This is a genomic window from Micavibrio aeruginosavorus EPB (assembly GCF_000348745.1).
GTDB lineage: Bacteria > Pseudomonadota > Alphaproteobacteria > Micavibrionales > Micavibrionaceae > Micavibrio > Micavibrio aeruginosavorus_A.
Window position 1 is genome coordinate 941,357 of the sequence record NC_020812.1, and the last position, 15,477, is coordinate 956,833.

General features: G+C 54.3%; 11 protein-coding genes and 1 tRNA gene. 8 read left to right on the forward strand and 4 right to left on the reverse strand.

The window, feature by feature from the left end:
- Positions 1–126 precede the first annotated feature (126 nt).
- Entirely contained in the window at positions 127–2,703 is a 2,577-nt protein-coding gene (locus A11S_RS04330) for a PAS domain-containing sensor histidine kinase (RefSeq protein WP_015467280.1), read from the forward strand.
- On the opposite strand, the gene A11S_RS04335 is transcribed toward A11S_RS04330, so the two are convergent.
- Positions 2,689–3,351 (reverse strand): regulatory protein RecX, encoded by a 663-nt coding sequence (locus A11S_RS04335; RefSeq protein WP_015467281.1) that lies wholly within the window; start codon positions 3,349–3,351, stop codon positions 2,689–2,691. The two genes, A11S_RS04330 and A11S_RS04335, sit on opposite strands and share 15 nt — an antisense overlap.
- A gap of 84 nt (positions 3,352–3,435) precedes the next feature.
- On the opposite strand from A11S_RS04335, the gene hslO reads away from it, so the two are divergent.
- Both hslO and A11S_RS04345 read left to right on the forward strand, forming a co-directional pair.
- Positions 3,436–4,359 carry an Hsp33 family molecular chaperone HslO gene (hslO, locus tag A11S_RS04340; RefSeq protein ID WP_041802458.1) on the forward strand — a complete coding sequence of 308 codons (924 nt, stop codon included), beginning with the start codon at positions 3,436–3,438 and terminating at the stop codon, positions 4,357–4,359.
- A gap of 10 nt (positions 4,360–4,369) precedes the next feature.
- A complete protein-coding gene (locus A11S_RS04345) occupies positions 4,370–5,077 on the forward strand; it encodes a hypothetical protein (RefSeq protein ID WP_015467283.1) in 708 nt (235 codons plus the stop codon).
- A 44-nt stretch (positions 5,078–5,121) separates the two neighbouring features.
- Here A11S_RS04345 and A11S_RS04350 read toward each other — a convergent pair whose 3' ends face one another.
- Positions 5,122–6,576 (reverse strand): TrkH family potassium uptake protein, encoded by a 1,455-nt coding sequence (locus tag A11S_RS04350; protein WP_015467284.1) that lies wholly within the window; start codon positions 6,574–6,576, stop codon positions 5,122–5,124.
- 112 nt (positions 6,577–6,688) lie between these two features.
- Positions 6,689–7,597 carry an OmpA family protein gene (locus A11S_RS04355; RefSeq protein WP_015467285.1) on the reverse strand — a complete coding sequence of 303 codons (909 nt, stop codon included), beginning with the start codon at positions 7,595–7,597 and terminating at the stop codon, positions 6,689–6,691.
- A gap of 210 nt (positions 7,598–7,807) precedes the next feature.
- Between A11S_RS04355 and A11S_RS04360 the strand changes: the two genes are divergently transcribed.
- A tRNA-Gly gene (locus A11S_RS04360) sits at positions 7,808–7,883 on the forward strand.
- A gap of 85 nt (positions 7,884–7,968) precedes the next feature.
- Here the strand turns inward: A11S_RS04360 and A11S_RS04365 are convergent.
- The gene (locus tag A11S_RS04365) at positions 7,969–8,409 is read right to left on the reverse strand and encodes a hypothetical protein (RefSeq protein ID WP_041802460.1); all 441 of its coding nucleotides are present in this window, start codon (positions 8,407–8,409) and stop codon (positions 7,969–7,971) included.
- 450 nt (positions 8,410–8,859) lie between these two features.
- Here A11S_RS04365 and A11S_RS04370 point away from each other — a divergent pair, with 450 nt between their 5' ends.
- The 4 genes from A11S_RS04370 (at position 8,860) to A11S_RS04385 (ending at position 15,323) form a co-directional block, all read left to right on the forward strand.
- Positions 8,860–9,429, forward strand: a complete 570-nt coding sequence (locus A11S_RS04370) for a DJ-1/PfpI family protein (protein WP_015467288.1) — start codon at positions 8,860–8,862, stop codon at positions 9,427–9,429.
- Positions 9,430–9,513: 84 nt separating this feature from the next.
- Positions 9,514–10,639, forward strand: a protein-coding gene (prfB, locus tag A11S_RS04375) for a peptide chain release factor 2 (protein WP_162138309.1) whose coding sequence is annotated in 2 segments (ribosomal slippage) — positions 9,514–9,579 and positions 9,581–10,639 — 1,125 coding nt in all. Because the reading frame shifts where the segments join, the coding sequence is not laid out codon by codon here.
- 18 nt (positions 10,640–10,657) lie between these two features.
- Positions 10,658–11,992, forward strand: coding sequence for a toxin co-regulated pilus biosynthesis Q family protein (locus tag A11S_RS04380; RefSeq protein ID WP_015467290.1), 1,335 nt, complete (start codon positions 10,658–10,660; stop codon positions 11,990–11,992).
- A 133-nt stretch (positions 11,993–12,125) separates the two neighbouring features.
- On the forward strand, positions 12,126–15,323 hold the full coding sequence (locus A11S_RS04385) for a coiled-coil domain-containing protein (protein WP_235068412.1): 3,198 nt from the start codon (positions 12,126–12,128) through the stop codon (positions 15,321–15,323).
- Positions 15,324–15,477 lie beyond the last annotated feature (154 nt).

The following is a 15,477-nucleotide window of genomic DNA, read 5'->3' on the forward strand; positions in this document are numbered from 1 at the left end:
ATGTCGATTTTATGGGTATTTCTGCGAATTTTACAATCGCCATAACGCGTTAGCGAAAGATTAACCGAAAAGCCCCAAAGTGCAGGGTGGGGACGACTCTATCTTTAAACCGCAAAGACTTGATTCATGCTGATTATCGGCGCCGATCACAGAGAGAAAGCAGAGGACGAAACGCAGGTGCGCAGCCTGCGGGGTTCGACGGCGCAGGTCATGGTGCTGGTCAACGGCATGATCCTGGCGCTGGTTGCGTATCTGGCGTTGTCGTTTTTTATCGGTGATATGTTGCAGGTCGAGCAAAAGCGGACGGTTTCTGAAACTGAACGTACCATCAACGAAAATTTGCATGCGTTGGAAAGTGCGATCAAGGCGGCATCAACCATTCTGGTTTTGGAAGAAGACATTCCGCCGGAATTCCTGCAAAAAACAATTTCTTACGCGACCCCGAATATTGATCAGTTTGATTATTTAATCTGGCTGCGTGACCATGGAAACGGTGCGTGGAGCATCACGCATTTCATGAAGCCATCATCGCCCGAAGCATTGGAAAACGATGCTTATAATGTCCAGACACGCGAAGATCAGGCGGCCTTGGTGCGTTTCATCACAGAAAACAAGGTTCGTATTTACGAAGACGTCTTAATCCGCACCGACATTCCCGGTACAAATTACGTACAGGAAAGTACAGAGCCGCTGATTAGGAATCGCCCGTTCGCCATGATTAAAAAAATTATGACGCCGGATGGGCCGGACAGCTTCCTGGTGGGGTTAAGTCGCGTGTCGTCTGTGATTGATCGTGCCTGGCTGAATGAACGAACGGAGCTAAGCGGGATTGTCTTGCGCGAGGGGACCGGCGGGGATCCTATCTTTTATATGAACCGCATGGATCAAGGCCGTGCGGCAGAGGGTAAAAACCTCCGTGAAGATTATGCCTTTACCATCGGGAATGCCAAATGGACCATGCAAGTGGATGTGGGACAGACGCGCCATACGGTCTTCCTGCAAAAAACGCCTTTGCTGGTTTTGTTTTTTGGCACCATGTTTACCATTGTCGGCATGTTATATGTGCGCAATAACCAACGCCAATCCGGGCGTCTGGCCGTTATGAACCGAACATTGGCCCACAAAAACTTTGAGCTTAATAGCGAGATTGCGGAGCGGGAACGTCTGAACAACAGCCTGCGCAAGGCAGAGCGGGAAAACCGCGCCATTATCAATGCGGTGACCGATATTATTTTCGAAACGACCGCCGAGGGGGACATTTTGTTCCTGAATGATGCGTGGGGGCGGGTGACCGGGCATGATATTGGGGTGTCGATGGGCAAAAATCTGTTCGATATGCTGCACCCACAAGACCAGGCCGATCAGCGTGACCAGTTCCAGCAGATGATCAAAGGGCAACGTCCGGCCTATCGCAGTTTTGCTCGCCTGCGCACGCGTGAGGGAACCTTCCGCTCTGTCGAGCTGGCCATGTCCATGATGCGGCAGGATGAAAACCGCAATATTCGCGTCGTTGGAACACTGACGGACGTGGAAGAACGCCGTCGTGCGGAAAAGGCATTGGGTGAAGCGGAAAAGAAATTCAGAACCATCGTTGAAAATGCCGCGGGCGGTATTTATCAGGTGACGCCGGATGGGAAATATTTGAGCGCAAACCCCGCTATGGCTCGTATTCTCGGTTATGACAGTGCGGATGATATCGTGGGTTCAATCCGCAATGCCAACAGTGAAATTTACGAATCCATCCGCGACCGGAAACAATTTTTGGCCCAGCTTGATGAAAAGGGCGCGGTAAAAAATTTCGAAACCACTGTGCGGCGCAAGAATGGGGATATCATCTGGGTCAACGAAAATGCCCGCACCGTTCGTGATGACGAAGGAAATATTCTGTATTACGAAGGCAGTATCGAAGACATTACCCAGCGAAAAGAAGCCGAAATCAAGCTGCAGGAAGCCAAGGTTCATTCCGATATGGCCAGCCGCGCAAAATCCGAATTCCTGGCGAATATGAGCCACGAATTACGCACGCCATTGAATGCGATTATCGGATTTTCTGAAATAATAAAAAATGAAGTGTTCGGTAAGCTGGAGCAGCGCCAATATTGGGATTACGCCAATGACATTTACGACAGCGGCAAGCAATTGTTGAAAATCATCAACGAAATTCTTGATGTGTCGCGCATTGATGCGGGTGAACGTCAATTGAATGAAAGTTTGGTGCGACTGGATCATATCGTTCAATCGGCGCTGGATTTAATGGCGCCGAAAATTGAAAGTGGTCAATTAACGGTTACCAATATGCTGAATTCAGCGATGCCCGATGTGATTGGGGAAGAACTGGCCCTGAAGCAAATTATCATGAACCTGTTGTCCAACGCCGTGAAATTTACGCCGGAAGGCGGGCGAATTACCTTGTCTTACGAGCTTGACGCCGACGGGCAATTGCGTCTGTCCATCACCGATACAGGTGTTGGAATGGACGAAAATGAAATTCAAAAGGCGCTGTCACCGTTTGGGCAAGTGGATTCATCGTTGCATCGCGCAACATCCGGGGCGGGTTTGGGGCTGACGCTGGTGGATGCCCTGACGCGCTTGCATGAGGGATCATTCGAATTGTTCTCGCAAAAAGGGTTGGGAACAACGGCGACAATCATTTTGCCTGCGCGCCGCGTGTCGCCACGGGATGCGGCGTCAAATGCGTCGTAAATCCTGATCGTTCAGATCGTCTGGTGTCATATCCATGATGCGCCGTGCGATGTCATAGCTAAAACCCGCACGCCCCATGGCCGCAATCGCTTTGTCCCGGTCAACATCCTTGCCCGGTGTGGCGAAGGGGCCGATGCGTTTGCGCCGTGCGAGTTTCAGGGCTGCGTGCAAATCACCGGCGTCCTGGTCTTGTACACCCCCCGTTTGTTCAGCGTCGTGCGTAGCCAGCAAGGCGTTCACCGTTTCACCATCCAACCCCTTGACCTGCAGGCGGTTCATAATCGCCCGGCGGGACAAGCCGCGGCGGCGCAGGGAGTTGACCGCCCCTTCGGCATACAAATGGTCATTCAGCAAGCCCTGGCGAATGAAATCCTCAATCATTGAATCCAGCCATTGCAGACATTCATCACGGTTCAGGTCCGCATGGGCACGACAGGATCGGTCGATTTTTCGGACCATGACAGAGCGGAAATGCGCCGTACTGCTGGCAAAGCGTTGCAGGTAATACAGGCCAGAATTCCGCAAATATTCAGGCGTGACCTTTTTCGGGGGGCGGGGGCCTTGCTTGGCCTGTTCTGAACGGCGCTTTCCCCGGCTGGATTCCGGGGCTGAAGGCTTGATATTTTCGTGATCAGCGTTACTCTTCATCCGTACTGCGCCCTTGAATTATGGCTTATGATGGCAGAGGCCGGGGCGCGGACACAAGGGTTTAAAATAGAAAGCGGCAGTATTATGACTACCAACGATATGGACATGGTGGAAACCTTCTTTCTGGAGGACAGCAATCTGCGCGGTCGCATTGTGCGGCTGGGGCGGGCTGTGAATGATATTCTGCACACCCATGCGTACCCGGCCCCTGTGGCAACATTGACGGGGCAGGCCGCGGTTATGGCTCTGTTGTTATCTTCAATGTTGAAGGATGACGGAATTTTTACATTACAGGCCCAGGGTGATGGCCCCGTTGGCACATTGGTTGCCGACATTACCGGGCATGGCAATGTGCGCGCCTGTGCCCGCTTTGATCAAGACCGCCTGGATCGTTGGGAAGCCGATGAAGTCCCCGAAACAGCCTATATGGGGCTGATTGGCCGCGGCCATATGGTATTTACGATTGATCAGGGTGGCGAGAACACGGAACGGTATCAGGGCGTGGTGGAGTTAAAGGGCGGCACGCTGGTCGAATGCGTGCAGCATTATTTCACCCAATCCGAACAAATCGCCACGGGTCTGCGTCTGGCTTTACGCCGTGATGATGACGGTCATTGGCATGCCGGCGCAATTTTGTTGCAGAAAATGCCCGATACCGCCAAGCCCGACGTTGATCCCGATGCATGGAACCGGGCCATGGTTTTGCTGCAAAGTTGCACGGATGACGAATTGCTGGATGCGGATTTGCCGGTAAATGATCTGCTCTATCGCCTGTTCCATCAGGAAGGTGTCCGTGCGCAGGAGCCGCAACCCGTTCGCCACCAATGCCGTTGTTCCGCCGACCGTGTGGAAAACGTTCTGGTGGCCATGTCCAGTGAAGAGCGTTTGGATCTGGCCGAAGAAGACGGTAAAATCAGCGTGAAATGTGAATTCTGCAGCCGTGAATATAAATTCGATGCAGCCGAATTAGAACATAAACTCAATAACCCCAGCGGTGTCGTACAGTAAGGACAAGATTATGATGAAGAACAAACGTCTTTCGTTTTTGGTCTGTGTGTCGGTTCTGGCCCTTGGTGGGGCAGGGGTGATGGCGGGGTGTACGACGGTTGGCCCAGCCCTGAAATCACCTGCCGCGCAATTCTCTCAAGCCCAGGGTGTAAGCGCCACACGGATTGAGGTTGTCAACGCCAGCAATGCGGCCGCCTATGGCAATGATGTGTCCAGCACGTTCCCGACGCCGCTGGATGTGGCCTTGCGCAGCTATGCGGACAAGCGTCTGGTCGCCGCCGGGACGGAGGGGACCTTTATTTTCTCGATCGAGGAAGCACGCGTCACGCGCGAAGATTTGCAGTCGGATAACAAATATGCGCGCAAGTTGAACGTTGATAACCGCGACCGTTATAGCGCTGTTATCCGTTTGAAACTGATGCGTGAAAACCCGACGGCACCGGGCGCGGCCCATACCGAACTTCGCGTTCAGCGGACATGGACCATCGCCGACAATTTGTCGATTGCCGAACGCGAGCGTGAGCAGAACGCATTTGTTGAGCAATTGTTGCGCGATGTGGATGCGGCTGTTGTGAATGGCATTAACAATACGTTGCAGGTTGGTGCCGATGCGGGCAGCGCGATTGGCGGCGGGGCGTCGTATAACGATGGTGGGTATCATTCCGCCCCGGCCATGGGGGCGCAACCTGTGCCGCAGGTTGAGGCGTCGCCTTTCTAATTCTGAGATAATAAAAAAGCCCCGCGATGAAGGCGGGGCTTTTTTTATTTTCGCCAGAAGCTGGGCATAACCAGAACCAGCAAGGTGAAGAGTTCCAAACGGCCCAACATCATCCCGGCAGAGATCAGCCACTTGGCCGCATCCGGGAGGGTAGAGAAGTTACCCGCCGGGCCGATGATTGGCCCCAACCCGGGGCCGACGTTCGTTAACGCCGTAGCCGCGCCGCTGAGGCTCGTGATGAAGTCAAGGCCGCACATGGACAAGGCCAATGCCAGCGCAATGAATGTTCCAAGAAAGCCAAAGATAAAAACCATCACGGAATAGGGCACGTCATCCGGCAATGTTCGTCCGTCATAATGCAGGGCGATAATGGCATTGGGTTGTTGCAGTTTCTGGAAGTGACGTCCCAAAATCAACGCCATCACCTGATAACGCATGATCTTTACGCCACCCGATGTCGACCCCGTACACCCACCAAAAAACGTGAGGATGAAGAAAAAGACAACGAAGAACGGTCCCCATTGCATATAATCTGCCGAGGCATAGCCGGTGGTTGTCACAACGGAGACAATATTAAAGGCGCTTTGCAACAAGGCTTCACCAAAGGGAAGGACGCCTTTCATGGACAGCCATATTGTAGATACTAAAATAGATCCGCCCAATAATGCCAAAAACGTGCGGACCTGAGTATTGCTGATCAATGCGTTGAAGTTTCCACCCAATACTTTGATATAAAGCACGAAAGGAAGGCCGCCCAGGATCATGAAGATCATCGAGATCCAGAGAATATGGGGGCGTTCTAGAAAGGCACCGAACGAGCTGTCGTAGTTTGCAAACCCACCTGTTGCGACCGAGCTCATGGCGTGCGTGATGGCGTCAAACCCGGACATACCCGCCATCCAGTAACACAATGCACAAAGGGCAATCAGGCCGAAATAAATATAGGCAATCGCGGTTGCTACCTTTTGCATCCGCGGTAAAACCTTGTCAGATTTATCGGATGATTCTGTGCGATATAATTGCATCCCGCCAACGCGCAGGAAGGGCAAAACCGCCATAGCGGCAACAATAAACCCAATTCCGCCCAATGCGTTTAACATGCACCGCCACATCAAAATCCCTGGCGGCATAGAGTCGAGCCCGGTCAGAACGGTTGCGCCTGTTGTTGTGATACCCGATACGGCTTCAAAAAAGGCGTCGGTGAAATCAATATCCGTTTCACTGGCCAGCCAGAAGGGCAACGCCCCAAACGCAGCCAGCGCAAACCAGCTGATCGCGGTTAACAGGAATGTTTGCTTGATTGTTAATTGAAATGGTTTGTCGCTGGCGTTGGTCAGGACCGTGGTTCCGCCAAAGAAAGCGGTAATCGCCATGCAGAGCAGAAAGACTTTCCAATCCGCGTGATTGTGCACCATATCGACAAACATTGGCACGCTCATGCTGATGGCCAGAATGCAGAGCAGGGCGCCGACAACGTAAAAAATGGGTCTGAGGTCCATGGGGGAACCAATCGCTTTGCGTTTATTTTTTGTCTTTAAGAAAATGGCCGGGACGCTTGTTCAACATCCCGGCCACCGATTTTTTTATCCCTGACGCATCAGGGGCGATCGCTTACTGGAAGCTGATCTGACCACGACGGTTGGCGGGCTCGCGCACACCGTCAGCGGTTTTGACCAGCAGTTCACGCTCGCCACGGCCTTCGACGTTGATCTTCGCCGGGTCGATGCCGCGTTTGATCAGAGCGTCACGCACGGCGTTACCGCGGCGCATGGCCAGTTTGTCGTTGTACGCGTCGGAGCCGGAGCTGTCGGTGTGACCAACAACGCTGACCATGTTGACGCTGCGTTTGCTGATTTCGGCTGCAACGGCGTCCAGGACGCTGTTACCACCAGCGTTTACAACGGACGAGTCGAAGTCGAAGAAGACCAGATACATGGAGTCAGCAGCCGCCATCGGATCGGATGCGCCCATATCCAGTGCGGATACCGGGGCCATCACGTCTTCAGCAGGCATCGGTGCCGGTGCCGGCAACAAGGCTTCCAACTGGGCCATGGCTTCAGCGAATTGCGATTTGCAAGCGCCGATGTCGTCTTCCTGCCAGTTTTCTTCTTGCTGCTCGATCCAGCAATCAAAGCGGGCCTGGGCCACGGCGGACAATTGCGGAGCAATGTCACGTGCGCCACGATCAAATGCATTGATCAAACGGCCACGGCCAGCGCTCAGCTCTTCCATGTGGCGAGGGAGCAAGTTCCAATCGCTGATCGGTTCCGGCATCACGGCGTCACCGCCTGCTGCTGCCAGACCTTTACGGGCGAAGTGGATTGCATCCGGGTAATCGAACATGTCGTTCATTTCGCGATTGGCGAAATCACGATATTCGGCCGCCAGAGATTGTGTGAACGGGCTGCCAACCGGCTGCACCTCGTTCAGGGCTTCAACTTCACTGTGGCTCGAAACACCGGAACATGCCGCCAGGGACAAGGCCAGTCCTGCTAAAACAACGCCGCGCAGCTTAATCATGTGTTGCTCCTTGAAATAGATACGTTTTTTGTGCGCTTGAATAATAAATCTTACCGCTTGGCCTTTATAAACGAGTCCCGAACTTTGTAAAGTCGCCGCAACTTAAATCACTTAAAATCCCCAATTGTTTTTTTGAGGGAGCTGTGCCATATCAAGGCTCTACAGAGAGCCGGGCCGAATATTTGGCGGTTTTCCGGCTGTTTTCGGGGTGCGGGCGTAGCTCAGTTGGTAGAGCGACAGCTTCCCAAGCTGTAGGTCGCGGGTTCGAGACCCGTCGCCCGCTCCAATGAAATCAATGGGTTATCGAAATTTTTTGCAAAGAGGGCCCTTCGGATCCTGTGCCGATTTCGATCCTGAGGGGCGCTCCTATATCAGTTACAATGCAATTGACCTTGGTGATGTATTCCGTTCGAAGCTGTTGCAACACAACGCAGGGTGGGGGTGAATCCTGGTGTAAATTCAATCACAGGAGTATTATTTACCTTATACGCGGCCAATAATTTAGGCTGTGCGGAAACTATGGATACGTTGTTAAAGCACAGAACATCTGCCCCTTTTCCGAGAAAGATACATGCCCGTTTGTCGTCATACGGGGACACGGTCTCGGTCAAGAGGAAGCCATCCGCAGGTTTGTAGGTTCTAAGAACCGTCAAGCCCTCACTATTCGGCTTTATTATAGAATAATCATTCGCTTTTGTTTCAAGTTTTACAGCACCTTCAGCGCCGACCTGATCGGTTACTTCTGCGCTGCAACCGGCTATCAGTGCAACGGCACAGAATACGGCTCCGACCCCAAAATGTTTTGTCATCATATTTCCTTCCTTGTAATCGCATGGCGGGAGTATTTCGGAAATAAACAATAAATTTGATAATATGACAATAAAATAGCTCTTTATCTGGTAAAATTTTGTAATTAAATAATATTTTCGCCTTTGTGTGCGAGGTCGTGGGGCAAGATGGTACGACCGCCCGCTCCAAAAACATTCGCCGTTGCACAAATCTCCACAATTCAATGCGTTGAAATAAAATAGAAAATACCTTGTTCGGACAAGGGGATAGAGTTTATTTCTTGACTTTGAACCCGGGAAACATCATGGTGCGGCAATCTGTAAAACACAGGTGTGTACATCCCCTGAAACCCGGCCACAGCGCAAACGCCACCAAACGCCATTCGAACCGTTTTTTCAAAGGGTTCATCGCACGGCTTTGGACGGTCAAGGGGATCAGTAAACAGTATATGTAAAGAAGAGGACTGTGACTTCATGAGTAAAATGCTCTCCGGACAAAACGTAGCCATCCTGACCGCCAACGGTTTCAACCAACATGATTTGATCGAAGCCCAGAAAGCCCTGTTGGCCGCTGGTGCAAAGGTAAAGATTATCAGCCCGGATCAAGGTTTGATCAGCGGCTGGGACGGGCAGGGCTGGGGCCACAATTTTCCGGTGGATCAATCACTGGCGACCGCACTGGGCGCCGATTACGACATGCTGGTCATCCCGGGCGGCAGCCGCGCGCTGGATAAACTGCAAACCACGGCGCATACCCGCCGTTTCATCAACAATTTCATGACGATGGCCAAGCCAGTTGCGTTGTTTGGCGATGCGGCGTCCATTCTGGTCTTCGCTGAACAAGCCAATGGCCGTGTTGTGGCCGTTGCCGAAGCCGCGAAAGCTGTGCTGGAAACAGCGGGCGCAACGGTGGTGGACGATGTGATGGCCATGGACGGTAACCTGATGTCCTCCCCGGTGGTTGACGGTGAACAACGTCAGGGCCTGATCGTACAAATGCTGGACTTTTTCGCTGGAAACGCCAAACTGGCGCAAGCAGCATAAGGGCTGGCTGAAGAATTTTCCTGACGCCCCTGCGGATCACTCCGGGGGGCGTTGGTGTTTGTGGAAGAATAGTAAGGAATTACCATGCGTGCAGATATTCAAGCGCTGGTCAACGACATCAACGAGTCGCTGGCCTTGCTGAGGAGGCATCTTTGACTGGGATACAGCGATCGACCGTCTGGCCGAACTGACATCCCTGAGCGAAGACCCGGATCTTTGGTCCAACGCGGACAAAGCCCAAACCATCATGAAGGAACGCAACCGTCTGGATCAAAAGGTTCGGTCGGTGCGGGCTGTTGAAAACAGCATGAATGATTGCCTCGGCCTGATTGAAATGGGCGAAGAAGAGGGTGATCAATCCATCGTGGACGAAGCAGAAGCCGCATTAAAAAAACTGCGCGATGATGCACAGCGTATGCAGATCACCAGCCTGCTGTCCGGCGAAGCCGACGCCAATGATGCGTTTTTGGAAGTGCATGCCGGGTCCGGCGGCACCGAGGCGCAGGATTGGGGTGAAATCCTGTTGCGTATGTACACGCGGTGGGCGGAACAACATGGCTACCGCGTGACCTTGCTTCAACGCAGTGATGGTGAAGAGGCGGGGATCAAAGCCGCCACGATCAAGATCGAAGGCGAAAATGCGTATGGCTGGTTGAAATCCGAAACGGGCGTGCATCGTCTGGTGCGTATTTCGCCGTATGATTCCAACGCGCGTCGTCATACCAGCTTTTCATCCGTCGCCGTATCGCCGGTCATTGACGACACAATTGAAATCGAAGTGCTGGACAAAGATTTGAAGGTGGATACGTATCGGTCCAGCGGCGCAGGTGGACAGCACGTGAACACGACCGATTCCGCCATTCGTATCACGCACATTCCATCCGGCATTATTGTGGCGTGTCAGGCCGAACGGTCCCAGCACAAAAACCGCGATACCGCGATGAGCATGTTGCGCGCGCGATTGTACGAAATGGAATTGAAAAAACGCGAAGATGCGTCACAGGCATCGTACGGCGAAAAAACAGAAATCGGCTGGGGGCACCAGATCCGGTCTTATGTGTTGCAGCCCTATCAAATGGTCAAGGATCTGCGTACCGAAGTGGAAAACACCGATGCGTTCGGCGTTCTGGATGGCGATTTGGATCGCTTTCTGGAAGCGTCACTGGCGCATGGGTTGGAAGATAAATCCGGTAACAAACAAACCGCATAATAAACGGGTGGCGAGGGCATGATGATCCGCAAAATTTTCCTGATGGGCAATGTGTGTTTTTCATTGGGTATGGGGGCCGCACATGCCGAAACCGGTGCCGTGCCCAGCAGCGCATGGCTGGTGGGTCCGGCGTCGATGTCGGCGGCGGGTGCGGGCGGTGTTGCGGGCATTCCCTGTATTGTGACGAACCAGTTTAATAACGGATACAGCTTCCGCTTTTCCGGCGGTGGTGATCGTTTGCTGGCCGTGGCGATTGATATTGGCCAGCCGACCCTGACCAAGGGGCAGGATTACGATGTTGAGATCGATGTGCCGGGCGAATTTTTTCAATTGGTTTCCGCATCGGCGCACGATGACCGCACGCTGTTGATCAGCCTGAAAAATATGCCGGATGTTTATGCGGCCCTGAAAAAAGCGCGCAATGTCGCCATTCGTGTGCAGGATGGCCCGTCCGCTGAATTTGTCATGGTGGGGTTGTCCGAAGGCTTTAAGCGCATGGAATCCTGCTACAACGGCGGTGGCGATGGTGCGCCGTCTGTACCGTCGCAACGCGAGGCCAAGGCCCCGCTGCCCGCCGGTGTGTTTGAAATCAAAAGCACCAGTGGTGATAAAATCGTAATGCCCGATGCGCCGGTTCCGGCCATGGATGCACCGGCTCCGGCCCTGCCGCCTGTTACGGCGGGGGCTGCGGTGCCGCCAATGGCACCGACCGGTGAAATGGGGGCGTTGACGCCCATGCCCGGTGAACAAAGCGGTGGCGTTTCCGGCGATGTTGTTTCAATCGAGAAACTCTTGGATCGCGCGGCTGATGATAATGCCCGCGCCTATGCCGAGGCGGCTGGTATTCTGGCCAAGGCCAAGCAGGGTGAAAATACCGGTCGGGCGTTGGCCGCCAAAGGGATTGAACCGCCGCCCGCGGCACCCGCCGTCGAAGAAAAGGTCAAAGAAGTGTCGAGCGGCCACGCGCTGGCCGGAAGCTGGGCTGATCCTACGGTCAAGCGTGCCAACCCATCCGACATTGTTCGCGGTGATGTTGCCACCCGCACGGCCAGTGGTGCGTCGTCCAACACGGCACCGGGACAACGCTGGGCCGCCGTGAAGGGACAGGATTTGCGGTCCACCATTGAATCCTGGGGCGCGCAACAGGGGTTGCAGGTGATCTGGATGGCGGATTCGCCCTACACCGTGCAACGCTCGGTCAGTTTCCAAGGGCCATTGACGGGGGCGTTGTCGCGCCTGCTGGAGCAATTTAGCAATGAGACCGAGCGACCCGTCGGCCGTATTTACAATGATCCGACCCTGAACGGTCAGGTTTTGGTGGTCGAATCCGACCGGGCCTGGCGAGGGCAATAATCTAATCGTTTGAATTCAAAGGGCTTTCGTTCCGGGGATAGTCGTATATTCCGGCCCGAAAGCCCTTTTCACATGCGAATCCTGCCTGTATGCTTGCAAAACCTTTATTTCTGCGACGTTTTCGGGGAAAACCATGCGCTCTCGCTCTCTTTTGCTTTCATCAGTTTTGATTGGTCACATGGCCTTTGGCGCGGCGGCTTTTGCCGGGGACCGGGAATGGACCGTGACCCGTGTGGCCTCCAACAGCGCGGCGGGATCGGACGCCCATTGTGCGCTGGTTCGCAATTTTGACAGCGGTGTGAAACTGACCATCGCGCGCAACGCGACCGATGAAACAACCGTCGCCCTCGACTTTGGCAAGGACGATGCCGTGGCGAAGGGGATCGCGGTTGATGTGCGGATGAAAACTGCACTGGATCAGGAACGCAAATTTGAAATTGTTCCAACGTCGGGGCGCGGCATTACCGTGAATATGGGGCGCGATGATGCGTTCATGAATGCGTTGGAAGCCAGCGGCCAAATGGCCATTGCGTTTGCCGATAAAAAATTGGTTTTTGCTGAATCCAATATGAAATCCGGTATTGCCGATTTGTATGCTTGTGTCGGTGGCGGTGTTGAACCCGCTGCGGGCGGCAACGACAGTGGGTCGCTGGATGATGTTCCGGGTATGCCGAAAATGGCCGTAACCCCGGTGCAGGTCGAGGCCGATGCGGCGGATATTCTGTCCGCCCCGGAAAAACCGGTGATGCGCGATCTGACCGAAGCACCAGTGAAATCATCTGGCGGCGATGCCCTGTTGCGCAAGATGCAGGTGGATGAAGCCGTGCGCGAAGCGCCGACCAAAGCGGTTGAAAAGGTGAAGGAAACGGCAAAAGCCGCCGCGCCGAAACCAGCCCCTGCGCCCGCACCGGCTCCGGCCCCGGCGTTAATGGCGTCATCATCCACCAACACCGATCTGGATAATCTGCGCGAGGAAAATACCCGTCTGCGTAACGCGCTGGAACGCGAACGCCGCGAATTTGAAAACCGCTACCAGCAACAAGCATCGGGCAGTGCAACCGTGTCGGAGATGAGTGAGAAGCTCCGCCTGCTGGAAATGGAAAACAGCGACCTGAAATCCCGTGTTTCCCAGTTGGGGCAGCAGCCAAAGGCCGCTCCGGCTGTGTGCGAAACATCCAAGGATGATGCTGCCGCTCTGAGTGCGCTGAGTGTCGAAGTTGAAAATCTGCGCGCTGAAAATGCAAAGATTAAATCTGACATGACGACCTTGAGCCAGGCCAAGACCGCGGGTGATGTCGCCAGTGCAGAACTGGAAAAACTGCGGGCCGAGAACACGCAGATCAAGGCCGAGATGGCAACATTGGCACAAGTGAAAACCACCGCCGATACAGCCAGCGCAGAGTTGGCCAAATTGCGCACGGAAAACACCCAGATCAAGGCTGAAATGGCCACGCTGGCGCAGGCCAAAACGGCGGGCGAAGCCGCGAATGCGGAGCTGACACGTCTGAAGGCTGAAAACGCGCAAATCAAAGCCGAGATGGCGACATTGTCGGCGGCGAAAACGGCCGGGGAAGCGGCCAACGCCGAACTGACCCGTTTGCGGACCGAGAATACGCAGATGAAAGCCGAACTGGCGTCCCTGCAAAACGCCAAGGTTGAGACGGGCAACGCCGTGGCCGAAGCCCAAAGCAAAGCCGGGGATTTGGCAACGCGTTTGAAAACGGTGGAAACCGAACGCGATACGTTGAAGCAACAGGTTGTCGCGTTGGAGGCCAAAGTGGCCGAGGCCGCAACCGCGTCGAAAGCCGAAAGCACCAGCCAGTTGCAAGCCCTGGAAACCCGCTTGAAGGATATGACGGCGGAGCGTGATCGTCTGACGGCGGAATTGCAAACGGTGAAAACCGCGAAGACCCAGGCCGATGAATCACGGGCCGATGAATCAAATGTTCCGGTCCAGACCGAATTGGTCCAAGTGAAAGAGTTGCTGAAAAAGGCAACGGACGAAAACATGACTCTGCGCCAACAGGTCGCCGCCCTGGAGGCCAAATCATCCGCGCCGAGCGAAGATTTGAAAGCCAACATGGCCACCGTCACGCAATTGCGCGCGGCTGAGGCTGAATTGGCGGTCATCCGTGCGGAACGCGATCGTCTGTCCGAACAGTTGCGTGTCGCCAAGAGTGCAGGCGGCAAGGAAACAGCCATCGCATCTGCCAACTGGGATCTGGAACAGGCGACGACCCGCTTCAACGAAGCGGAACGCGAAACGCGCCGTTTGGGTGCGCTGCTGGATGAGGAGCGCGCGAAGTGCGGACGCGAGAAGAAAGAGCTGGAATATATGCTCTTCGATCCGAAAATTGCCGAGAAGGAACAGACCGCACGTTTGGTCCGTCTGGAAGAAGAACTGGCCCTGACCAAGCAAAAACTGGCCGGCGGCGGTGACGATGGCAAGGATCAGCGTATTGCCGAATTGGAACAGCAATTGGCGATCGAACGGGCGCGTGTGGATCAGGAAGTGCAAAAACGCGTGGCTGATCTGGAACGTTCTTATGCCCAACGTGCATCCGTTCAGGCCGCTGACGGTGATGACCGTGGTTTGGTTGACGCGCTGAAGGCCGAGGTGGCGAGCCTGAATACGCAGTTGTCGAATTTGCACAGCGAAAAATCAAGCATGGCCAGCCAGCTGGCACAGGCCAATTCGACGCTGAACAACCGCACGGCGGAAACAGTCAGCAAGCCGGCCGTTCAGGTTTCCTATGACCGCTTTGCCGCGATTGAAGACAAACCGCGCACCCAGCCTGTGGCGTATCAGGCTCCAGCCCCCGTCCAGAAATCCGAAATCGCCCCGGCCTTGTCCGTGGTGCAGGGTGGGCTGGTGTCTGGCAACCGATTGGAACAGGTCCTGCGCGGATCAGGCATTACGCTGAGCCAGAATGTGCAACCGATTGCCGCCGCCACGAATGCGGGGCAGGTGGCCTATCGCTGGGAAGCGGGTGCGGGCGTGTTTGGTTCGGCTGAACAAAAAATCCTGCGTACCCCGGCCGATTTTGATGCGAATGTTCAGGAATACCTGAAGCGCACGGAAAGCCGTTGCAAGGGGCAGTTCGCGGCTGTTCCTGCGGCCGAGGGCACGGTTCAGGGGGGCAGTGTGTCCACCTATGAAATCGCCTGTGTCGATGATAACGGGGCGGGGGCTTCGGCTTCGTTGCTCTTCGCTATTCAGGACAGCATGTTTACAGCCATCGCACACGAAGCCGCGCCGGAATCAATGGATCTGGCGATGGACGTGCGGGACCGTCTGGTCACTGGGCTGAAGACGCAGTCTTTGAAATAAAAGTCTAAGACATAACAATATGTTGATTGCACAGGGCGGTCCCTTCAATGGGCCGCCCTGTGTCGTTGAGGGGGCTGAAAATGGCGGCTTTCCTCAATTTTTGCGAAAATTTATTTCAAATTTTATTAAAATTCTAAATCTCTTGGTAACCATT